At 67.2% G+C, this 19970-nt stretch carries 19 protein-coding genes, 1 tRNA gene and 1 riboswitch; of the genes, 7 read left to right on the forward strand and 13 right to left on the reverse strand.

What is annotated here, in order from left to right; genetic code table 11:
• Positions 1–53: 53 nt before the first annotated feature.
• From AC1DIP_RS05620 to AC1DIP_RS05640, 5 genes are all read right to left on the reverse strand, one after another.
• Positions 54–1280, reverse strand: a complete 1227-nt coding sequence (locus AC1DIP_RS05620) for a glutamate--cysteine ligase 2 (protein WP_477733162.1) — start codon at positions 1278–1280, stop codon at positions 54–56.
• Positions 1281–1347: 67 nt separating this feature from the next.
• Positions 1348–2871, reverse strand: coding sequence for a UDP-N-acetylglucosamine 1-carboxyvinyltransferase (locus AC1DIP_RS05625; protein ID WP_477733163.1), 1524 nt, complete (start codon positions 2869–2871; stop codon positions 1348–1350).
• A gap of 118 nt (positions 2872–2989) precedes the next feature.
• Positions 2990–3790, reverse strand: a complete 801-nt coding sequence (locus AC1DIP_RS05630) for an energy-coupling factor transporter transmembrane component T family protein (protein ID WP_477733164.1) — start codon at positions 3788–3790, stop codon at positions 2990–2992.
• Entirely contained in the window at positions 3787–5331 is a 1545-nt protein-coding gene (locus tag AC1DIP_RS05635) for an ABC transporter ATP-binding protein (RefSeq protein WP_477733165.1), read from the reverse strand. The genes AC1DIP_RS05630 and AC1DIP_RS05635 overlap by 4 nt, the downstream gene beginning before the upstream one ends.
• Positions 5331–5954, reverse strand: coding sequence for an ECF transporter S component (locus AC1DIP_RS05640; protein WP_387561444.1), 624 nt, complete (start codon positions 5952–5954; stop codon positions 5331–5333). The genes AC1DIP_RS05635 and AC1DIP_RS05640 overlap by 1 nt, the downstream gene beginning before the upstream one ends.
• A gap of 67 nt (positions 5955–6021) precedes the next feature.
• Positions 6022–6162, reverse strand: a riboswitch (TPP riboswitch).
• Positions 6163–6322: 160 nt separating this feature from the next.
• On the opposite strand from AC1DIP_RS05640, the gene AC1DIP_RS05645 reads away from it, so the two are divergent.
• Complete coding sequence (locus AC1DIP_RS05645) at positions 6323–6586, forward strand: DUF4235 domain-containing protein (protein WP_476207729.1); 264 nt, start codon at positions 6323–6325, stop codon at positions 6584–6586.
• A gap of 16 nt (positions 6587–6602) precedes the next feature.
• Here the strand turns inward: AC1DIP_RS05645 and mnhG are convergent, their stop codons facing one another.
• From mnhG to AC1DIP_RS05675, 6 genes are read right to left on the reverse strand one after another with little or no spacing between them, the layout of a single operon-like run.
• Positions 6603–7007 carry a monovalent cation/H(+) antiporter subunit G gene (gene mnhG, locus AC1DIP_RS05650; protein WP_477733166.1) on the reverse strand — a complete coding sequence of 135 codons (405 nt, stop codon included), beginning with the start codon at positions 7005–7007 and terminating at the stop codon, positions 6603–6605.
• Positions 6997–7275, reverse strand: coding sequence for an MrpF/PhaF family protein (locus tag AC1DIP_RS05655; RefSeq protein WP_387561462.1), 279 nt, complete (start codon positions 7273–7275; stop codon positions 6997–6999). The genes mnhG and AC1DIP_RS05655 overlap by 11 nt, the downstream gene beginning before the upstream one ends.
• Positions 7272–7817, reverse strand: coding sequence for a Na+/H+ antiporter subunit E (locus AC1DIP_RS05660; protein WP_476207733.1), 546 nt, complete (start codon positions 7815–7817; stop codon positions 7272–7274). The genes AC1DIP_RS05655 and AC1DIP_RS05660 overlap by 4 nt, the downstream gene beginning before the upstream one ends.
• Positions 7814–9421, reverse strand: coding sequence for a Na+/H+ antiporter subunit D (locus tag AC1DIP_RS05665; protein ID WP_477733167.1), 1608 nt, complete (start codon positions 9419–9421; stop codon positions 7814–7816). The genes AC1DIP_RS05660 and AC1DIP_RS05665 overlap by 4 nt, the downstream gene beginning before the upstream one ends.
• The gene (locus AC1DIP_RS05670) at positions 9418–10020 is read right to left on the reverse strand and encodes a Na(+)/H(+) antiporter subunit C (protein ID WP_476207736.1); all 603 of its coding nucleotides are present in this window, start codon (positions 10018–10020) and stop codon (positions 9418–9420) included. The genes AC1DIP_RS05665 and AC1DIP_RS05670 overlap by 4 nt, the downstream gene beginning before the upstream one ends.
• On the reverse strand, positions 10017–13103 hold the full coding sequence (locus tag AC1DIP_RS05675; protein ID WP_477733168.1) for a Na+/H+ antiporter subunit A: 3087 nt from the start codon (positions 13101–13103) through the stop codon (positions 10017–10019). Before AC1DIP_RS05675 ends, AC1DIP_RS05670 begins: the two co-directional genes overlap by 4 nt.
• Before the next feature lie 195 nt (positions 13104–13298).
• Here AC1DIP_RS05675 and AC1DIP_RS05680 point away from each other — a divergent pair, with 195 nt between their 5' ends.
• The 3 genes from AC1DIP_RS05680 (at position 13299) to AC1DIP_RS05690 (ending at position 16432) form a co-directional block, all read left to right on the forward strand.
• On the forward strand, positions 13299–14699 hold the full coding sequence (locus tag AC1DIP_RS05680) for an MFS transporter (RefSeq protein ID WP_477733169.1): 1401 nt from the start codon (positions 13299–13301) through the stop codon (positions 14697–14699).
• A gap of 63 nt (positions 14700–14762) precedes the next feature.
• Positions 14763–15245: a cation:proton antiporter regulatory subunit gene (locus AC1DIP_RS05685; RefSeq protein ID WP_141159065.1), complete on the forward strand. Its 483-nt coding sequence runs from the start codon at positions 14763–14765 to the stop codon at positions 15243–15245.
• A gap of 5 nt (positions 15246–15250) precedes the next feature.
• A complete protein-coding gene (locus tag AC1DIP_RS05690; RefSeq protein WP_476207742.1) occupies positions 15251–16432 on the forward strand; it encodes a cation:proton antiporter domain-containing protein in 1182 nt (393 codons plus the stop codon).
• A gap of 17 nt (positions 16433–16449) precedes the next feature.
• Here AC1DIP_RS05690 and dcd read toward each other — a convergent pair whose 3' ends face one another.
• Positions 16450–17025, reverse strand: a complete 576-nt coding sequence (gene dcd / locus AC1DIP_RS05695; protein WP_018769967.1) for a dCTP deaminase — start codon at positions 17023–17025, stop codon at positions 16450–16452.
• Between the two features lie 142 nt (positions 17026–17167).
• On the opposite strand from dcd, the gene AC1DIP_RS05700 reads away from it, so the two are divergent.
• Positions 17168–18877 carry a CAP domain-containing protein gene (locus tag AC1DIP_RS05700; protein ID WP_477733170.1) on the forward strand — a complete coding sequence of 570 codons (1710 nt, stop codon included), beginning with the start codon at positions 17168–17170 and terminating at the stop codon, positions 18875–18877.
• Positions 18878–18894: 17 nt separating this feature from the next.
• Here the strand turns inward: AC1DIP_RS05700 and AC1DIP_RS05705 are convergent, their stop codons facing one another.
• Positions 18895–19356 carry an SRPBCC family protein gene (locus AC1DIP_RS05705; RefSeq protein WP_476207746.1) on the reverse strand — a complete coding sequence of 154 codons (462 nt, stop codon included), beginning with the start codon at positions 19354–19356 and terminating at the stop codon, positions 18895–18897.
• 240 nt (positions 19357–19596) lie between these two features.
• On the opposite strand from AC1DIP_RS05705, the gene AC1DIP_RS05710 reads away from it, so the two are divergent.
• Together AC1DIP_RS05710 and AC1DIP_RS05715 are read left to right on the forward strand one after the other, a co-directional pair.
• Positions 19597–19667, forward strand: a tRNA-Gly gene (locus AC1DIP_RS05710).
• 96 nt (positions 19668–19763) lie between these two features.
• Complete coding sequence (locus tag AC1DIP_RS05715; RefSeq protein ID WP_476207747.1) at positions 19764–19904, forward strand: hypothetical protein; 141 nt, start codon at positions 19764–19766, stop codon at positions 19902–19904.
• Positions 19905–19970 lie beyond the last annotated feature (66 nt).

Below are 19970 nucleotides of genomic sequence, written 5' to 3' on the forward strand. Positions count from 1 at the left end.
GGTCTCTACACCTGCCGTTGCACAAGTCTGCGCGCCTGGCGGCTCTTGCCCCGTCAGGCCTGCCGGACGCGCAGCAACTCGGGGGTGTCCGCCACGTCTGACAGGTCCAGCGCGTCGCGCATCGTCAGGTGGACGGCCTGCCGCACCACGGCACCGAATCCCATGTCCTCGGGCGGCTGCCCGGCCAGGGCTTTGTCACGGGCGCGGCGCTGTTCAGCGGCCCCTGTCCCGCGGGCGATGATGGCCTCCACCCCCTGCCGGGCCAGGGCCAGCTCGCCCTGTTCAGCCAGGACGGGCGCCAGGTAGTCCACCAGGGAACGGACCACATCCGCAGCCGGCGCGGGCCTGAAGTTGCCGAAGTCCAGGAGTTCGCCGCTCAGCCCGGCACTGCTGGCCTGCCAGGACGCCATCCGCAGCAGGACGGTGGGTGCGGGAGCAGGATCCACGTCGTCGCGCCATTCCCGGCCGGCGGATTCCACCAGGGCGCGGACCAGCACGGCGATGAGGGCTGCGTCCTCGGCACGGAGGCATACGTCCGCCACCCGCACTTCCACCGTGGGATGGTTCCGGGAGAGCCGGGCGTCGAAATACAGCATGCCCTCATCGAGCATGACGCCGCTGTCCAGCAGCCGTGTCACCACCCGGCGGTACGCAGGGTACGTTCCATAAATGCCTGCCGGGCCCGCCGTGGGCCAGCGGTTCCAGGCCTGGGTTCGGTAGCTTTCGAAGCCGGTGGGGACGCCATTCCAGAACGGCGAGTTCGCACTCAGCGCCGTGAGCACCGCCAGCTTGTCGCGGATGCGGTCCAGGACGGCCACGCCTTCTTCCGGCGATTCAATGAAGGTGTGGACGTGGAAACCGCAGGTCAGCTGTTCCTGCGCGGTGAGGCCAAAGCGTTCCAGCATCCTGGCGTAGCGCGGGTCCGGCGTGGTGTGGCTGGGCGACGCCACAGGAGAGGTGGCGAGGGCCGCAACCCGGGCCCCGTGCTTTTGGGCTGCCTGGTCCGCCAGCGCCCGGCCGGCCCGGATCTGCTCCAGCAGGCTTGCATAATCTGTGCACGGCCGGGTCTGTGTCTCGATCTGCTCAAGCTTGAGCTCGGCACTGAGGCCCATTTCGTCGTCGTAATCCGCCTGGTTGCCGGCATGCCTGCCGTCCAGCTCCGCGGGAGCATCGTCTGCTGCCACGCGGTGGCTGGCGAGGAGGGCGTCGGCCAGGGCAAGCGGCTCCCCGGACTCCGGATCAACAATCAGGAGTTCTTCCTCGACGCCGAATGTACGCATACGAATATTCTGCCGCGCCCGCCTGGCATTCAAAGGGGCGCCGCACTTCATGACGAAGGATGAATGCCTAGTCCTGGAAGTATTCCACCTTGGCGCCGATGGTGTTCAGGCGCTCCGCCAGGTCCTCGTAACCACGCTCGATGACATAGATGTTGCGCAGCTCGGACACGCCCCGCGCGGCCAGCATGGCCAGCAGCAGGCAGGCGGCGGGGCGCAGTGCCGGCGGGCAGCCGACCTCCGCGGCGCGCCACTTGGTGGGCCCGTTGACATAGATCCGGTGCGGGTCCAGGAGCTGCACCTGCGCGCCGAGCCGGTTCAGCTCCGTCAGGTAGATGGCCCGGTTTTCGTAGACCCAGTCGTGGATCATGGTCTGACCGTGGGCGTTCGCAGCGATCACGGCGAAGAACGGCAGGTTGTCGATGTTCAGCCCGGGGAACGGCATCGGGTGGATCTTGTCCTCGGGGGCACGCAGCTCAGAGGGCTTGGTGGTGACGTCCACCAGGCGGGTGCGGCCGTTGCGGGCCATGTATTCGCCCGAGATTTCGAGATTCTGGCCCATCTGTTCCAGCGTGGCCAGTTCGATTTCCATGAACTCGATGGGGACCCGGCGGACCGTGACCTCGGAGTTGGTGACGATGCCGGCCGTGATCAGGCTCATGGCCTCGATGGGGTCCTCGGAGGGGAAGTACTCGATCTCCGCGTCGATTTCCGGCCGGCCCGTGATCTTCAGGGTGGTGGTGCCCACACCCTCGATGGTGACGCCGAGCATCTGCAGGTAGAAGCACAGGTCCTGCACCATGTAGTTGGGGCTGGCGTTGCGGATCACCGTGGTTCCCGACCGGTGCGCCGCGGCCATGATCGCGTTCTCGGTGACGGTGTCCCCCCGTTCGGTGAGGACGAAGGAACGGTCCTCGGCGTCCGCGGCCGGGGCCTGGACGGTGTAGAAACCCGCGGTGGCCTCCACCGACAGGCCGAACTCACGCAAAGCCTGCATGTGGGGCTCCACGGTGCGGGTGCCCAGATCGCAGCCGCCGGCATACGGCAGGCGGTACTCCCGCGACTCGTCCAGCATGGGGCCGAGCAGCATGATGACGCTGCGGGTCCGGCGGGCCGCGTCCACGTCCATGGCATCCAGGTCCAGGACGGCGGGCCGGCGCAGGCGGAGATCGGTGTCGTTAAGCCAGGTGCACTCCACGCCGATGCTGGTGAGCACCTCGACGATGCGGTTGACTTCCTCGATCCGGGCCAGCCGGCGGAGCACGGTGGTGCCGCGGTTGATCAGGCTGGCGCACAGCAGGGCCACGCCGGCGTTCTTGCTGCTGTTGACGTCCACGGCGCCGGAGAGGGTGCGGCCGCCCTCCACCCGCAGGTGCGTCATCTTGGGCTTGCCCACGTTCACGATGCTGCGGTCAAAGATGTTTTCCAGCCGCTGGATCATTTTCAGGCTCAGGTTCTGCTTGCCCTGTTCCATCCGGGCCACGGCGCTTTGGCTGGTGCCGAGTTCGGCGGCCAGCTGGCCCTGGGTCCACCCCTTCTCGCTCCGGGCGTCCCTCAGCATGGCGGCAACGTGTTCAGCGGTTTCCTGAGTCATACCGCGAATATATCATAAATGAGCTATCGATCCCCTTGCTCGGGAGCAGTGGGGGGTGTCACCCCTGCCCTACCCATTCGGTGCGATAGGGAAGTATGCGTAGCTTTTTTGGCGGACGTTAGCTGCCCAGCCACACCATGTTCCATGTGCCTGCCGAGACAGCTGCTGCCAGGGCAAGCCCGGCCACCAGCACACCGCCGGCAACCACCCAGGAGTCCAGCGGGCTGAAGGTCGATTCCCTGGCCCACGTCCGCCGGCCGCCGCCGAATCCCCGCGCTTCCATGGTCACTGCGAGCCTGGACGCACGGCGGATGGCCTGCACCAGCAGACCGAAGCTCTGGCCCAGCGTCGCCTTCACCCGCTGGCCGAGGCTGCCGCGGGCGCCCACGCCCCGGGCACGGCGCGCCATCCCGATGGTCTGCCACTCCTCTGCCATGAGCCCCACCAGGCGCATCGCGGCGAGGGTGCCCAGGACGAACCGGTGTGGCAGGGGAGCCTTCTGCGCCAGTGCATCCGCGAGATCCGTGGGATCGGTGCAGCTCATCAGGAGCACTGCCGGCAGGGCGATCGCGAAGCCGCGCAGGAGGAAGCCGATGCCCAGCTGCAGCGAACCTTCGCTCATGCTCCAGATGCCGACGTCGAGCAGGATCCTTCCGCTGTCCGGTGCCAGGATGGCGGTACTCCAGCCTCCGATGGCCGCCGCGAGGATCAGCGGCCATCCGCGCTGCCACAGCAGGGACAGGGTCAGCCCGGCCAGGGGAAAGAGCATCAGTTCGAAGACCAGGGCCACTGAGGCGGACACCCAGTCGATGGACAGTGCCAGGACCGCGGTGATGAGCAGGACCGCCGCGAACTTGCTGAGTGGATTGGCGCGGGCCAGGAGGGCGCGGTTGCCGCTCAGGGTGAGTTGCTGCCTCATGGTGCCACCGCTTCCGCGGCAGCCATCCGCAGTTCCGTCCCGCCCAGGGCCCCGGTGAACTCGGCGTCATGGGTCACGGAAACCACCGCCGTGCCGGCATCCAAAAGCTCTGACAGGAATGATGCGAGCTCGGCCCAGGTATTGGCGTCCTGCCCGAACGTGGGCTCGTCGAGGATCAGTACCTGGGGGCTGGCGGCAAGGACGGTGGCCACCGAGAGGCGCCGCTTTTCCCCGCCGGAGAGCGTATACGGGTTGGCGTCCACCAACTGGGTGAGCCGCAGCCGCTCTAGCAGTTCGTCCACCTTGTCCCCGCCGTGGCCCAGGTGCCGCGGGCCGAACTGCAGTTCGTCCAGCACCTTCCCGGTGACGAACTGGTGTTCCGGCTCCTGGAACACCGTGCCCACCCGCGAGATCAGCTGCTCGGCCTTCCACTTGTAGGGGTCGATGCCGGCGCCGCGGCTGAGGTCCAGGGTGGCGGACACCTTTCCGGCCACCGGCTCCAGCAGCCCGGCCAGGGTCAACGCGAAGGTGGACTTGCCGGCGCCGTTGGGACCGGTGATGGCCAGGGCCTGCCCGGCGCGGACCTGTGCAGCCACGTCCTCCTGGACCGGCACCGGCGGAATTTTCCGAAAGCCCTGCCGGCGGGCGCGTTCGCGGGATACGGCCAGCTGCTCTGCCGCCAGCAACAGGTTCCCCGTTCCCGCGGCCGGGACGGCGGCGCGGGGACGGGTCGCGGGCACATACCCGGGCACCCACACGCCGGCCGCGGCCAGCATGGTCCGCGCCTCACCGAGCACGCGGTCCGGGGGCCCGTCCAGGAGCACCGCAGGATCGCTGGCGGAGCCGGGCTGCAGGACAATGATCCGATCCACCATGTCCTTCCACACGGATACCCGGTGCTCCACCACCACCAGCGTGGCGCCGGTTTTGTCCAGGGAGCGGGCCACTGCGTTGCGGACCTCCAGCACGCCGTCCGGGTCCAGGTTGGCGGTGGGCTCGTCCAGCAGGATCAGGCCGGGGCGCATCGCCAGGATGCCGGCGAGCGCCAGGCGCTGCTTTTGGCCGCCGGACAGGGCCGACGTCGGGTGGTCCAGCGGGAGGTGGGAGAGTCCGACGTCGGCAAGCGCCGCGTGCACGCGCGGCCAGATCGCGTCGCGGGGCACGGCGAGGTTTTCGGCGCCGAAGGCGACGTCGTCCCCCACCCGGGAAAGGACCACCTGCGTTTCGGGGTCCTGCTGCATCAGCCCGGCGCGGCCGCGCCGGGCACGGGGCGCGGCTCCGTCCACCAGGAGCGAACCGGACTCGTCGGCGTCGCCTGCCTCGCCGTCGTCGTTGATGTCTCCCAGGACGCCGGCCAGCGCATGCAGCAGCGTGGACTTCCCGGCGCCGGAGGGCCCGAGCAGGAGCACCCGCTCCCCCGGGGCGATGTCCAGGTCAAGGCCGTGGACGGCGGGTTTGGGCCGGCCGGCATGCCGCCAGCCCCAGCCACGGGCGGTGACGGCGGCGGGGCGGACCGCGCCGGAGTCCTGGGAGGGTGCCATCAGGAGAAGACGGGCTCCGTTGCGGCCTTGCGGGACGCGAAGGAGCTCAGCACGCCGGTGCGTGCCAGGCCTCGGGTGGCCAGCCAGGCCAGGGCGCCCGCCAGGATGGCCCCGGAAATGGTGGTGAGGACGATGTAGGCCAGCTTGTCGGCGCCCGAGTAGGCGATGTTCCAGCCCCACGGTGCGAACGAATCATTCAGGCCGCAGAAGAATCCGGCCGCGGCGCCGGCCAGCAGCGATACGGGCAGGTTAAACTTCCGGTACACGAAGATTGCGAAGATGATTTCCGCGCCCAGCCCCTGGATGAAACCGGAGAAAAGGACCGAGGCGCCGTACTGGGAACCCATCAGCAGCTCGCCGGTGGCTGCGACGGTCTCGCAGAACAGGGCGGCCCCGGGCTTGCGGATGATGAGCATCCCCAGCACGCCGGGAATCATCCAGCCGCCGGCGAGCAGGCCGGTCAGGGGCGGGTAGGCGGCGTTCATGGGGGCGGACAGGGCGGCGGCACCCTGGTCCCAGGCCCAGAAAATGACGCCGCCCGCGATGGCCACCAGCGCGGCGACGACGATGTCCACGACGCGCCAGGACTTGCTGGTGGTCTTCTTGATTGCTGCAGTACTCATGTGATCCTCCTGGGAAACAGGAGGGGAAAGTGGACCCGGCCGGCGGCCTGTGGCCGTGGAACCGCGACACTTTGAGAACTCGACTCCCTTGCGCCGGTACTAACCGGATCAGGTTCGAGGGTCTGCGGCTGTCCGCACTCTCAGCGCCCACCTGCGGTGCCCGGCTAATGCCAGGTTGCCCGACGGCGGCGCTCCCCTGTCGTTTTTAGTGTTGCTTTTCGTGTGGGTAACGCTTGTTGTTGTGCCCTGTTGGGCGTGGTCAAGTTTACACCTGGCAGGGCTGGATTGCGGGCTGCGGGCGCCAATCCCCCGGATATGACCGGCTAGGCTGGGGGCAGTCCGTTTTCCGCCCGCAAGGAGTACCTGGAATGAACCTTCTCATCAAACTGCTCGGGACAGCCGTGAGCCTCGGCGCAGGCCTCGCCGGCACCAAGCTGGTCAATGCCATCTGGGAAAAGACCACCGGACAGAAGCCGCCCACCGGCAAGCACGAGGACGTACCCACCAGCCTGCGTTCCGCGCTGACCTTTGCGCTGATCTCGGCGTCGGTCAGTGCCATCATCCAGGTCCTGGCCAACCGCGGAACCCAGCGCGCCATCACCCGCTTCGCGAAGACCCAGGACATCGTCTAGCGTCCTGCCCTTGGCGTTACCGGCCGTCGTCGGGGCTGTCCTTCCGGGCAGTCTCGGCGGCGGCTTTTTGCACCACGGCTTCGAGTTCATCGGCGGTGAGCAGTTCCCGGTGCAGGTGCTTGGTGCGGTAGCCGGCACGGCCCACCATGTGGGCGGACACAGGCACCGTGAGCAACTGGAAGATCCACGCCACCACCAGGACCGGCCACACCCACCACGTCCGCATCTGCAGCCCGATGGCCGCCAGCAGCAGGAAGAGGCCCAGGACCTGGGGCTTCGTGGCGGCGTGCATGCGGCTCAGGAGGTCCGGGAACCGCAGCAGGCCTATCGAGGCACCCAGGGACATGAGGGCGCCCACCACCATGAACACGGCGGAGACGAGGTCGATCCAGGCGTCGGGGCCGGAGAAGTCAGGATTCATTGGGTTTGACCCTCCTGTCGGCCACGAACCTGGCCACGGTCACGGACCCAATGAACCCGATGATGGAGATGGCCACCACCAGCATCAGGTTGTTCAGGTGCCGGTTCACTGCCATATCGATGCACAGCGCCCCGGCCAGGATGGCGAGCAGCACATCCGCAGCCAGCACCCGGTCCAGCAGCGACGGGCCACGGGCGATACGGATAATGGCACCGGCGGCCGCCAGCGAAAAAATGACGGCTGTGACAGCCAGGACAACGTGCATCATGCGCTGGCCTCCATACGGACCTCTTCGAGTTCATCCGCGGTGCCCATGATGCGGATCAGGCCCGCTTCAATGGAACGGACCTCGTTCCGGAGGCCCTCCACGTCCTTCTCGGAGGTGATGTTGAGTGCGTGCAGGTACAGGGTGGACGTGGAACGGTCCACCTCAACCACCAGGGAGCCCGGGATCAGGGAAATCACGTGTCCCGTGGCAGTGACGATCAGGTCCTGGTGGCTGCGCAGCTTGACCGCGACCACGGCATTGGTCACCTTGGGGCCGCGGACCGCTGCCAGGTACAGGACCTGGGCGCTGGCCACCACCACCTTGCCCACGAAGGCCAGCGCAAAAGGCACGGCGTAGAGGATATTGAACCGGCCACTGAGTTCCACCGGCGGGAGGTAGAAGAGCCGGGCCACGCCAACGGCCAGCAGGGCCCCGAAGAGGAGGTTGCCGGGGCTGAAATCCTGCCAGAGGGCGCCCCACACAACCACCAGCCAGACCAGGAGCGGCAGTTCCTGGCGCAGCGAAATGCGTTTGCGGCTCATCGTCCTCCTCCCACGGCGGTGGCGGCGGGAACGGCGGTAGCCTCACCCAGCACCGCCTGGATGTACGGCGTCCGGTCAAGCATGTCCCGGGCTGCCCGGTCGGAAAGAGCGAACAATGGTCCGGCGAAGACGGTCAGGGCGACACCGAGCACCACGAGGCCGGCCGTGGAACCCACCATGGTCCGCGGCAGGAGGGTCACGGTGTTGTTCACCTTGGCTCCCGGACCGGAAACCCTCGCGGCAGGAGGGGCAAGGAGCACAGGGTCCGGGTGCTCGGCGTCCTCCGGCTTCCGCCAGAACGCGCGGTTCCACACCCTGGCGATGGCCAGCAGCGTCAGGAGGCTGGTGACCACGCCGCCGATCACCAGTGCGTAGGCCAGCGGAGTGCCCAGCTCCACGCCGGCCTGCAGCAGGCCTACCTTGCCCAGGAACCCGGAGAACGGCGGGATGCCGGCCAGGTTCATGCCGGGGATGAAGAACAGCAGCGCCAGCATGGGTGAGAGCTTGGCGAGTCCGCCGAGCCGGTCCACGGACGAGCTGCCGCCACGCCGTTCGATGAGGCCGGTGACCATGAAGAGGCTGGTCTGGATGGTGATGTGGTGGGCCACGTAGAAGACTGCCGCCGCCAGGCCCACGGCCGAGGACATGGCCAGCCCGAACACCATGTAGCCGATGTGGCTGACCAGGGTGAACGAGAGGAGGCGCTTGATGTCGCTTTGGGCCAGGGCGCCCAGGATGCCCACCAGCATGGTCAGCAATGCCACCACCATCAACGGCGTGTTCAACGTATCTCCGGGGAAGAGCAGTGTTTCGGTGCGGACCATCGCGTAGACGCCCACCTTTGTCAGCAGGCCTGCAAACACGGCAGTGACCGGCGCCGGGGCGGTGGGGTAGGAGTCGGGGAGCCAGAAGGACAGGGGAAAGACGGCGGCCTTGATGCCGAAGGCCACCAGGAGCATCACGTGCAGCAGGGTTTTGGTGCCTTGGTCCAGTTCGCCCAGCTTGACGGCCAGGTCCGCCATGTTCACGGTTCCGGTGGCCCCGTAGACCATGGCGATGGCAATCAGGAACAGCACCGAGGACACGACGGACACCACCACGTAGGTGACGCCGGCCCGGATCCGGGGGCCCGTGCCGCCCAGGGTCATCAGCACGTAGCTTGCAGTCAGCAGGATCTCGAAGCCGACATAGAGGTTGAAGAGGTCCCCGGACAGGAACGCGTTGGACACCCCGGCCACCAGGATCAGGTAGGTGGGGTGGAAGATCGATACCGGCGCGTCGTGGTCGCCGTCGGCCATGCCCTGGCCTGTGGCGTACACCAGCACTGCAAGGCTGACGGCGGAGGACACCACCAGCATCAGGGAGGAGAACTGGTCCACCACCATGACGATGCCAAACGGAGGGATCCAGCCGCCGATGGTCACCGCGGCGGTGCCGCCGTTCCATGCCGACGCCAGCAGGAGGCATTCGAGTGCCAGCGTCAGTGACAGCAGGCCGATGCTCACCGCGCGCTGGGCCCGGGAGTGCCGGATCAGCAGGAAGGTCAGGGCGGCGCCCAGGATGGGAAGTACGACGGCGAGCGGGGCAAAGCTTGCGATGTTCACTTTCCGCCTCCTTCCGGGCTGTGGTCAACGTTGAGGGAACCGGGCTTTTCCTCCGCGGCAGCATGTTCGGCGGGCATTTCCCGGCCGCCGGCCACAAGCGTGGCCACCCGGTCCGCGTCCTGGTCCGCCTCGCCGCCGGAAGCACCGCGGTCCGTGACATCCCGGCCGTCGGAACCGAGCATGGTGAGCGGGAACTCCGATGTTTCCGCGGGGACTTCGGCGTCATCCTCAGCATCGAAGCTGGGGGTCTCGGCCACCCGGAGGTCCTCGGCGTCGTCCTGGATGTCGTCCTGGCGGGCCAGCACCCAGGTGCGGTAGATGATGCCCAGCATGAAGGCGGTGACCGCGAAGGAAATCACGATCGATGTCAGGATCAGGGCCTGCGGCAGCGGATCGTTGTATTCCTGGGCGGGCGTGTCCTTGCTGAAGAGCGGCGCCAGTCCCGCGTATCCCCCGGTGGCCAGGATCAGCAGGTTGGTGGCGTTGGCCAGCAGCATCAGTCCCAGCAGCACCCTTGTGAGGCTGCGTTCCAGGATCAGGTAGATGCCGCAGGCGTACAGGGCTCCCATGACAATCAGCAGGGTCAGGTTGACGCTCATGCGTGGCCCTTCGCGGTGGTCTCGGCAGGAATCCCGTCCGGTTCCTGTTCCAGCTCCCCGGCGCCCTGCACGTCCCCGGCAAGGCCACGCTCCTGGTCGGCTTCCTGGCCCGGTTCCGGCGCCTGTCCGACGGGCCCGGACTGGTCCTCGAGGTGTTCATCGATCTCGGCCCCGAGGCTGCGCAGCACGTCAAGCACCAGGCCCACCACCACGATGTACACGCCGATATCGAAGATGGTGGAGGTGACGAACTTGATGTCCCCGAACACGGGCAGCCATACCTGGATGATGGCGGACTGGAACACCTGCCCGCCCAGCAGCAGCGGCGCCATGCCGGAAGCGGCTGCGAGGGCCAGGCCGATGCCCAGGAGGGCGCCCGGGCTCAACGGAGCAGCTTCCCGCAGCTCGAAGCGGCCGCCTGCCAGGTAGCGGATGGTCAGGGCCAGGCCGGCGGTGAGGCCACCGGCGAATCCGCCGCCGGGCAGGTTGTGCCCTGCCAGCAGCAGGTAGAGCGAGAAGATGATCATCGAGTGGAAGATCAGCCGCGTGACCACCTCGAAGATGATCGAGCGGCGTTCAGGGGCCAGGGTCCGCCCGGCCACAATCCAGGGGTCCCGGGTGGAGGCCGCAAACCTCCGGCTGATGGCCAGCGCCGCAGCGTCTCGGGAGCCGGGGTCGACACCGGGGTGCCGGCCCACTGTGCCCGCCGCAACGCTCGCGGACGCCTGCAGCCGGTCTCCCCGTCCGCGCACGAAGATCAGGCTTGCCACGCCGGTGGCGGCCAGCGCCAGGACGCTGATCTCACCGAACGTGTCCCAGGCGCGGATATCCACCAGGGTCACGTTGACCACGTTCAGGCCCCCGCCGCCTTCATAGGCGAGCTGCGGGAACTGCAGTGACACGGGAATGGACGTCCGGGCACCCATGGCGAAAATGGCTGCAAAAACCATGGTGATGCCGAAGCCGGCGCCGATGATGACGCGCAGCACCCGGTATTTGCCGCCCGTGCGGTCGCGCAGTTCGGGGGGCAGCCTGCGCAGGGCCAGGACGAAGGCCACCAGGATGATGGTTTCCACCAGCATCTGGGTCAGGGCCAGGTCCGGGGCGCCCTGCAGGGCGAACACCAGCGCGATGCCGTAGCCGGTCACGGAGACCATCAGCACGGCAAGGAATCGTTTGTTGGCCTTGACCGCTGCCAGTGCGCCGATGACGATGCCCACGCCGGCAACCAGCTGCAGCGGCGAATTCGGGTCCACCAAATAGACGTCCTGCGGGAGTGCGTTGTCGCCCAGGAGCATTGCCACCAGCGGCAGGACGAATGCCACGCTCAGGATTACTGCGAGGTAGAAGTACAGTGAACCGCGCTGGGTCCGGCCGGTGATCCAGACGGCAGCGTCATCCAGTGCTCCGATAGTCAGCTGGTAGCCGCGGTCGCCGTCCACCCAGGCCGGGACCAGGGACTGGACGCGGGCCACCGCGGTGCGGCCAACGTACATGGCGGCACCGAGCACGAAGGTGATGGCCGTCAGCCCAAGTGCCGGAGTGAACCCATGCCACAGCGCAAGGTGGCCTGCCTGCGCTGCGGGAGCGCCGGCGTCGGGCGCTGTGGACGCGAACAGGGCGGCGTACGGCTGGATCCAGGCGTCCACCGGAACCGGCCAGAGCCCATAGGCGATGGTCAGGATGCTGAGGATGGCGGGTGCGGCCAGGAAGGAAGGCCTGATGGCCTTGAACGGCGTGGAGTCCACCCCGGGTTTGACCGCGAACGCACCCCACATGAAGCGGGCGCTGTAGGCGAAGGTAAGGATGGAGCCCACCACGAGCCCCACCAGGACCACCATGCCCCACGGACCGGAATGCGGGTCCGCGGCGTGGTGCACGAAGGCTTCCAGCACCGATTCCTTGGCTACGAACCCTGCCAGCAATGGCACGCCGGCCATGGACGCGGCGCCGATGCCGGCCACGATGCCGAGGGCGCGCGAGGAGCGGAAGACGCCGGACAGTTTGCGGACGTCGCGGGTCCCGGACTGGTGGTCGATGATGCCCACCACCAGGAACAGCGTGGCTTTGAACAGCCCGTGCGCCAGCAGCATGGCCAGGCCGGCCAGGGCGGCGTCGGGCGTTCCCAGGCCCACCACCATGGTCAGGAAGCCCAGCTGGCTGACGGTGCCGTAGGCCAGGATCAGCTTGATATCAGACTGGCGCAGCGCACGGTAGCCGCCCACCAGCATGGTGGCCAGCCCCAGCCCCATGACCACGGGCTGCCAGTAGGCAGTCTCCGCGAATCCCGGGGCAAGCCGCGCCACCAGGTAGATGCCTGCCTTCACCATCGCCGCGGCGTGCAGGTAGGCGCTGACCGGGGTGGGCGCGGCCATGGCGCCCGGCAGCCAGAAGTGAAACGGGACCAGCGCCGACTTGGTGATGGCACCCACCAGGATGAGTACGACGGCGGCGCTCACCATGGCCCCGGACGTCCCGGCGGCCAGCGCGGGGGCCTGCTCCAGGACGCCGGAGAGACGGTAGGTGCCGGCGGCCGTGCCCAGCATGATCAGGCCCACCAGCATGGCCAGGCCGCCGGCGGTGGTGACCATCAGCGCCTGGAGGGCGGAGCGGCGTGCGGCAAGCCGGGTCCGGGCGAAGCCGATCAGCAGGTAGGACAGGATGGTGGTCAGTTCCCAGAAAATGAACAGCAGCAGGAGGTCATCCGCTGTGACCAGGCCGAACATGGCACCGGCGAACGCCAGCAGCTGGGCGCCGAAGCCGCCAAGGTCCTGGTCCGTCCGCTTGAAGTACCGCGCACAGTAGACCAGCACCAGGGAGCCGACGCCGAGCACCAGGAGGGACATGACCCACGCCAGGGCGTCCATTCGGAAGGCCAGTTCCAGATGGAGGCCGGGGATCCACTCGAAGGACTCGGTGATGGCGCCGGGGCCTGAGTAGATGGGGTTGTGCTGGAACATCAGCCAGCCGAAGGAAACCGCCGGAACAGCCGCCAAGGCATAGAAGGCGTTGCGGCCCCAAAGCCGGAAAAGGAAGGGCGCGAGGACAGCCACCGAAAACTGCACGGCAAGGACTGTGATCACTGTATTCTCCGCAACGTCAGGGATTCGATTGTCAAAAGTTGGAGCAGGCGGCAAAAAGTAAGGTTCGGGAGTGGATAGTTTACCAAGGTGCGTCCGGTATCATTTCCGGTTTTGCGGGCCACAGCAGCCTGAATCCCTGGCGACAAGGGCCCGCGCTCCCCTGCGTGTTCGCCACGGGCGGATACGATGCATCCTATGAACAGCGCCAGCGCTCCGGGGGCGATGCAGCCCGCCTCGGATCTTGTTGCCGGAACCGGTTCCTCCAAAGGGCAGGTCCTGGCCTGGGCTTCCTGGGACTGGGGCTCCGCGGCCTTTAACGCCGTCATGACGACATTTGTCTTCACGGTCTACCTGACGTCCAACGCCTTCGGTGGCGAGGACAGCGCCTCGGCCGTGCTGGGCGGAGCGTTGGCGGTCGCCGGGTTCGCCATCGCACTGCTGGCACCGGTCACCGGCCAGCGTTCGGATGCCGGAGGGCGGCGCAAGCTGTGGCTGGGAGTCAACTCCGCCGCCGTCGCCATCCTCACCGCACTGTGCTTCTTCGTGTTCCCCCACCCGGAATTCCTGCTCCTCGGCGTCTCCCTGATTGCACTGGGCAACGTCTTCTTCGAATTCGCCGGCGTCAACTACAACGCCATGCTCGCCCAGGTATCCGCACCGCGGAACATTGGAAAGGTCAGCGGTTTCGGCTGGGGCGCCGGATACCTGGGCGGCATCGTTGCGCTCCTGATCGTCCTGCAGCTGTTCGTCCAGCCTGCCTTCGAATGGTTCGGCGCCTCCACGCAGGACAGCCTCAACATCAGGCTGGTGGCTGTCTTCTCCGCCCTGTGGTTCTTCGTCTTCGCCCTCCCCGTCCTGTTCGCCGTCCCGGAGGTACCGCGCTCCGGCCCGGCCGCACGGCTGGGATTCCTCGCCAGCTACGGGCTGCTGTTCCGGCGGATCAAGGCGATCTACGCCACCAGCCCGCACACCATCTACTTCCTCCTGGCCAGCGCCGTGTTCCGGGACGGCCTCGCGGCGGTCTTCACCTTCGGCGGCATCATCGCGGCCGGAACGTTCGGGTTCGCCCTGTCCCAGGTCATCTTCTTCGCCATCTTCGGGAATGTGGTGGCCGCCGTCGGTGCTGTCCTCGGCGGGTTCCTGGACGACACGGTTGGCCCCAAGACCGTTATCACCGGTTCCCTGGTGGGCCTTCTGATTGCCGGGAGCGCCATCCTGGCCCTGGGAAACGGCAACTATTCCTTCTTCGGCATGGAATGGGCCGGCAGCACTACGTTCTGGGTCTTCGGACTGTTCCTCTGCCTGTTCGTCGGTCCCGCCCAGTCTTCCTCCCGCGCCTACCTGGCCAGGCTCGCACCGCACGGTGAGTCCGGTGAGCTCTTCGGCCTGTACGCCACCACGGGGCGGGCCGTCAGCTTCCTGGCGCCTGCCCTGTTCACGCTCTGCATCACGGTGGCAACTCCACTGGTGCCGGCCGGGCAGGCACAGCGCTGGGGCATCCTGGGCATCATGGTGGTCCTCCTCGCAGGGCTTTTGGTGCTGCTGCCGGTGAAGGCGCCGGAGCGGGCACCCATCGCCGTGGTCCCGGCCAGCTGAGACCACCCTCCATTGCCGGCGCAGCCCGCCGCCCGGTGTTGCCAGTCCGACTAGGCTGGAGTCATGAACGTGGACGAAACGAACCTTCCCGGCCTGGGCCGCCGGAAGGATTTCATGACCGCCTCCGGACGCCGCATCGGCGTCGTGGAGCTCCGGGAAGGCCAGACGGAACTCATTGTTTCCACCTGGGACGACCCCGATACCTGCCAGGCGTCGATTCCGCTCACCAGCGATGAAGCCGCCACCCTGGGCAACCTCCTGGGCGGCATGCACCTGGCCATGAAGCTCGCGGAAGAGCACAAGGACGTCCCTGGCATCGTCACCCGGCAGTTCTCCATTGCGGCGGACTCCCCTTTCCAGAACCAACCCATGGGCAAGGCCTCCATCCGCACGCGGTGCGGCGTTTCGATCGTGGCCATCATGCGGGAAGGTGAGGTGCTGCCTTCGCCGGGACCCGACGTCGTGCTCCACGCCGGTGACCTGCTGGTGGCAGTCGGCACCCAGGAAGGCCTCGACTCAGCGGCCGATATCCTCCGCCGCGGCTAGTTTCCATGGACCCGTTGGCCCAGACCCTCATCGAACTGGGGGCCGTCGTGTTCTTCCTCGGCCTCCTGGCCAGGTTGGCCGGGCGGATCGGCATGTCTCCCATCCCCTTCTACCTGCTGGGCGGGCTGGCCTTCGGCGCCGGCGGCATCATCAAGCTTGAAGGTATGCACGAGTTCGCACATCTGTCGGGCGAAATTGGTGTCATCCTCCTCCTGCTTATGCTTGGCTTGGAATATACAGCGGCCGAGCTCTTCACCGGCCTGCGGCGCTCGTGGCAGGCCGGCGCGCTGGACCTCGTCCTGAACTTCCTGCCCGGCGCAGGCCTTGCCCTGCTCCTGGGATGGGGCGGCGTGGGGGCCATGGTCATGGGCGGGGTGACCTACATTTCCTCCTCAGGCATCGCTGCCAAAGTGATCACGGACCTGGGCCGGCTGGGCAACCGGGAAACCCCGGTGGTGCTTTCCATCCTGGTCTTCGAGGACCTGGCCATGGCCGTGTACCTGCCCATCCTCACGGCGACGCTTGCGGGCGTGGGTTTCCTGGGCGGGCTCACCACGGTTGGGATAGCCCTGGCCGTGGTAAGCGTGGTGCTCATGGTGGCACTGCGGCACGGGCACCACGTCTCCAAAGCGGTGCACAGCGAGAACTCCGAAGTCTTCCTGCTCAACGTCCTCGGCGCCGCACTCCTGGTGGCGGGTGCGGCGTCCGCCATGCAGGTTTCGGCAGCAGTCGGCGCCTTCATGCTGGGCATCGCCATCTCGGGGTCCACCGCACACAACGCCACCCGCATCCTCGAGCCGCTGCGGGACCTGTTTGCGGCCATCTTCTTTGTGGCGTTCGGGCTCAACACAGACCCTTCATCCATCCCACCGGTCCTGGGCTGGGCACTGGTCCTGGCCGTGGCCACTGCGGCGACCAAGATGCTGACCGGGATCTGGGCGGCAAAGCGGGCAGGGATCGCCCGGCCCGGCCGCTTCCGTGCCGGCGCCACGCTCGTTGCCCGCGGCGAATTCTCCATCGTGATCGCAGGCCTGGCGGTTGCGTCCGGGGCAGTCCAGCATGAGCTCGCGGCGCTGGCCACCGCCTACGTGCTGCTGATGGCGGTGGTGGGCCCGTTGGCCGCACGCTACGTCGAACCGCTGGCCAGGCCGTTCGTCCGAAGGCCCGCGGTAGCCCCGCAGACCTGATGCGGCCGGCGTTGGTGCTAGATGCTGGTGCGGTGGAAGTTCAGGTGGCTGCGGCTGGCGGTGGGACCACGCTGGCCCTGGTAGCGGTTGCCGTATTCGCCCTGGCCGTACGGGTATTCGGCGGCAGAGCTTAGCCGGAAGAAGCAGAGCTGGCCGATCTTCATGCCCGGCCACAGCTTGATGGGCAGCGTTGCCATGTTGGACAGCTCAAGCGTGACGTGGCCGGAGAAGCCGGGATCGATGAAGCCCGCGGTTGAGTGCGTCAGCAGGCCCAGCCGGCCCAGGGACGACTTTCCTTCCAGGCGGGCGGCGATGTCATCGGGCAGGGTGACCGTCTCGTATGTGGAGCCCAGGACAAACTCCCCTGGGTGCAGGATGAACGCCTCGTCCTGCTCCACTTCCACCAGCCGGGTCAGCTCGGGCTGCTCCTGCGCGGGGTCGATGTGGGCGTACTTGTGGTTGTCGAACAACCGGAAGAATTTGTCGATCCGGACATCCACGGACGACGGCTGGACCATCGCGGGATCGAACGGTTCCAGCACGATCCGCTGGGAATCAATTTCGGCACGAATGTCGCGGTCGGAGATCAGCACCGTCCCAAATTACCGTATCGGTTATCCACACCTGCACTTTCCCGTTGTTGCTGTGGCCTCGTGGGGCTAATGTTGCGAATGAAAGCCGCCGGAATGGTCTCCCGGCTGGCGTAACAGAGCTGGGGATGTTGTGAATAAATTAGTGGCACCGTCTGTTCTTGGCGTGCTCTGTGCGTTGGCGCTGGTCTCGTCTTCAGCCACCGCACCACCCTCGCCGTTGCCGCTGGGCCAGGCGGGGGCGGCGAGCATTTCGCTTGCGGCTCCGCTGGTGCATGGCGGCGGTGCCTCCACTGCTGGCGATGCTTCCACCGGGCGCCTCACCCCGGCCGTGGACCCGGACATCCGGGTGGCTTCGCCGCTGACGGATGCCGCGCCCGCGCCGGCACCCACCCCCGCGCCTGCTGCCCCGTCCACACCCGCGGTCCAGGCCGCCACCGAATCTGCGCCCCTGCCGGCACCTGTGGCATCCCCCGTGGAGTCCGCTCCCCAGACCGTATCCATCCCGCCGCTCTGGGCGCCGGACCAGGATCTGGCGTCACCCCCGGCCACCCGGCTCACGGCCCCGGAACCGGCCGCCCCGGGTGTGTCCACGGAAGCCCTGGTTCCGGACAACAATTCAGCGGCCATCCTCACCGTCTTCACCAAGATCAACGAGTACCGCGTGGCCAACGGCCTGAACAAGGTGAAGTACCACCCCACCGTGGCCGGGATGTCACAGGAGTGGTCCAACAACATCGCCACCCGTGAGGTGGTCGAGCACCGGGCAAGCTTCTGGACCGATCCCCGGGCCCTGAATCCCAACAACGGCGCCGGAGAGATCATCGCCATCCGCACCGACCGGGATGCAGCCCAGCTGGTGGAATGGTGGAAGGGTTCACCCGGCCACAACGCGATGCTCCTTGACCCGCGCTTCAACGTGATGGGCGCCGGCATCTCCTACACCAACTCCACCTACCAGATCTGGGGTGTGGTGAACTTCTTCGGGTACACCACACTGCCGGCAGGCACCCTCGATTCACCGGGCGGTTCGGCGTCGGGCGATGCTTTCCCGCCGTCACCGCCAAGCCTGTGCGACGCTCCCGTGAAGCACATGCCGCCCACCCTCAACCTGGCCGCCGCCGCAATCACCGGCCCTGCCGACCTCGTGTCCATCGACTCCGCCGGGCAGCTCCTGGACCGGGCGTCCACCGGGCCCCGCACCTATGCCGCGGCCCGGGTAATCGGCGCAGGCTTTAGCGGCGCCAAGGAAGTCTTCGTCACCGACTGGGACCGCGATGGCGCCTATGACGTCCTGACCCAATGGGCCAACGGCAACCTCACGCTTCACCGGGGCATCCCCAGCGGCGGGTTCCAGTCGCCCATTACCCTGGGCGTGGGCGGATGGGACACCCTGACCCTTGCCGTGGGCGGTTGGTGCGCCAACAACCGGATGCCGCAGATCCTGGCCCTGGACGGCGCTGGAAACCTCTACCTCTACGGCAACAAGGGCACCGGCGATATTGCCGAACGCGTGACGGTGGCCACTGGTGTTTATGCGTCGCGGCTCGCGATGGTGGACTACGACGGCGACGGCTTCCAGGACATCCTGGGGCTGCGGTCCGACGGCACTGTGCAGCTCTACCGTGGGTGGGGCAGCACCGCCCTCCGCGCCGAGGCCCGGGCCACGGTTGCCACCGGCTGGGCGGACGTCACCGGAATCCGGTCCCTGCGTGATGCCACCGGCATGAACACCAGGGGCGTGGCACTCCGCCGCGCCAATGACACTGTGCAGTACTGGGACCTGGGCTCCGGAAGCCTCGCGTCGCCGTCGAACATTGCCGGGCCGTGGACCGGGCAGCGGCTGGCGCAGTAAAGCCGAAGGGGATCGGCTCAGATGGCCGGCTGGAGCTCCAGCACGTTCTTCAGCCGGTCCAGCTGGGCCACATCGGAACTGACCCGGCGCTGGAGCATCCCGTTAAAGAAGGGCCACCTGCCGAGGGCCCCGAACCGACCCTCCCGTTTGGCCTCCATGGAAAACCGGACCCGGGTTCCGGCCTCCTCGGTGCTGAGGTAGTAGCCGCCCCACCGGGTGGCAGGACCGGAAATCACGTGGAACTGAATCTCGGCGCCCGGCCGGACATTGGTGATCTCCAACTCGGCGGGAATACTCAGGCCGGAGCGTCCGGCCACCATCTTCCGGTAGACGGCGCCCCTGGCTTCGGCCGGGCCCTGCACGAGCTTCACGCTGCGGACGTCGCTACGCCAGGCGGGAAGGTTGGTGGCGTCAAGGAGGTACTGGTAGACGGCCATGGCGTCGCGCTCTATGAGGACCTCGTGCTCTGCGATTGCCATGAAGAAATTCCTGTGGTTGACGTCGGCTGCCCGCAGTAGCTGCCTCCCCCAAAGCGGCCGCTACCCGGATCAGGTTAGCCACCGCCTAACGCCGAGGCCTAGCCGGGAGCGCGGACGTTATTGAAGAGTTACTGGATGACGCCGCGGTTCGCGGGACACGGCGCGGCCGTCGGTCCGGGTTGGCGGGGAGCCCGCAGATCTGCGCTAAGCTAAGTTCTGCCCCGCGCGAGCGAGGGCATTGCGGCTGTAGCTCAATGGTAGAGCGCTAGCTTCCCAAGCTTGATACGCGGGTTCGATTCCCGTCAGCCGCTCTTTCAGGTCCTCCGGCAGCGCACGCCCAAGGGCTTCCCGCCGAGGTGTATGGTCTGCAGTATGGAACCTTTTGCGGTTCCGCTACAGGAGCAATCATGGCTGATAAGTCCCCGCGTCAAACGGCATCAAAGAAGTCCGGAAAGTCCATCAAGGAAAAGCGCGCAGACAAGAGGGCCGCAGCTGCCCCTGCCGGCTCCCTGGACGCCACACCCACTAAAGCGGCGAAGAAGAAGTAAACCAGCACCAGGAAACTGCTGGGCCCACGCACAAGACCCCGCCATCGAAACCGATGGCGGGGTCTT

The sequence above is a fragment of the Pseudarthrobacter sp. 05T312 genome (assembly GCF_056396685.1).

What these genes read in the sequence shown, in the direction of transcription:
- AC1DIP_RS05685 (WP_141159065.1), top strand. Translation starts at nt 14,763, where the DNA reads ATGAACGTGGACGAAACGAACCTTCCCGGCCTGGGCCGCCGGAAGGAT.
- AC1DIP_RS05670 (WP_476207736.1), bottom strand. Translation starts at nt 10,020, where the DNA reads ATGAGCGTCAACCTGACCCTGCTGATTGTCATGGGAGCCCTGTACGCC.
- AC1DIP_RS05620 (WP_477733162.1), bottom strand. Translation starts at nt 1,280, where the DNA reads ATGCGTACATTCGGCGTCGAGGAAGAACTCCTGATTGTTGATCCGGAG.
- AC1DIP_RS05640 (WP_387561444.1), bottom strand. Translation starts at nt 5,954, where the DNA reads ATGAGTACTGCAGCAATCAAGAAGACCACCAGCAAGTCCTGGCGCGTC.
- AC1DIP_RS05625 (WP_477733163.1), bottom strand. Translation starts at nt 2,871, where the DNA reads ATGACTCAGGAAACCGCTGAACACGTTGCCGCCATGCTGAGGGACGCC.
- AC1DIP_RS05635 (WP_477733165.1), bottom strand. Translation starts at nt 5,331, where the DNA reads ATGGCACCCTCCCAGGACTCCGGCGCGGTCCGCCCCGCCGCCGTCACC.
- AC1DIP_RS05680 (WP_477733169.1), top strand. Translation starts at nt 13,299, where the DNA reads ATGAACAGCGCCAGCGCTCCGGGGGCGATGCAGCCCGCCTCGGATCTT.
- mnhG (WP_477733166.1), bottom strand. Translation starts at nt 7,007, where the DNA reads ATGAATCCTGACTTCTCCGGCCCCGACGCCTGGATCGACCTCGTCTCC.
- AC1DIP_RS05660 (WP_476207733.1), bottom strand. Translation starts at nt 7,817, where the DNA reads ATGAGCCGCAAACGCATTTCGCTGCGCCAGGAACTGCCGCTCCTGGTC.
- AC1DIP_RS05655 (WP_387561462.1), bottom strand. Translation starts at nt 7,275, where the DNA reads ATGATGCACGTTGTCCTGGCTGTCACAGCCGTCATTTTTTCGCTGGCG.
- AC1DIP_RS05690 (WP_476207742.1), top strand. Translation starts at nt 15,251, where the DNA reads ATGGACCCGTTGGCCCAGACCCTCATCGAACTGGGGGCCGTCGTGTTC.
- AC1DIP_RS05645 (WP_476207729.1), top strand. Translation starts at nt 6,323, where the DNA reads ATGAACCTTCTCATCAAACTGCTCGGGACAGCCGTGAGCCTCGGCGCA.
- AC1DIP_RS05630 (WP_477733164.1), bottom strand. Translation starts at nt 3,790, where the DNA reads ATGAGGCAGCAACTCACCCTGAGCGGCAACCGCGCCCTCCTGGCCCGC.
- AC1DIP_RS05705 (WP_476207746.1), bottom strand. Translation starts at nt 19,356, where the DNA reads ATGGCAATCGCAGAGCACGAGGTCCTCATAGAGCGCGACGCCATGGCC.
- AC1DIP_RS05715 (WP_476207747.1), top strand. Translation starts at nt 19,764, where the DNA reads ATGGCTGATAAGTCCCCGCGTCAAACGGCATCAAAGAAGTCCGGAAAG.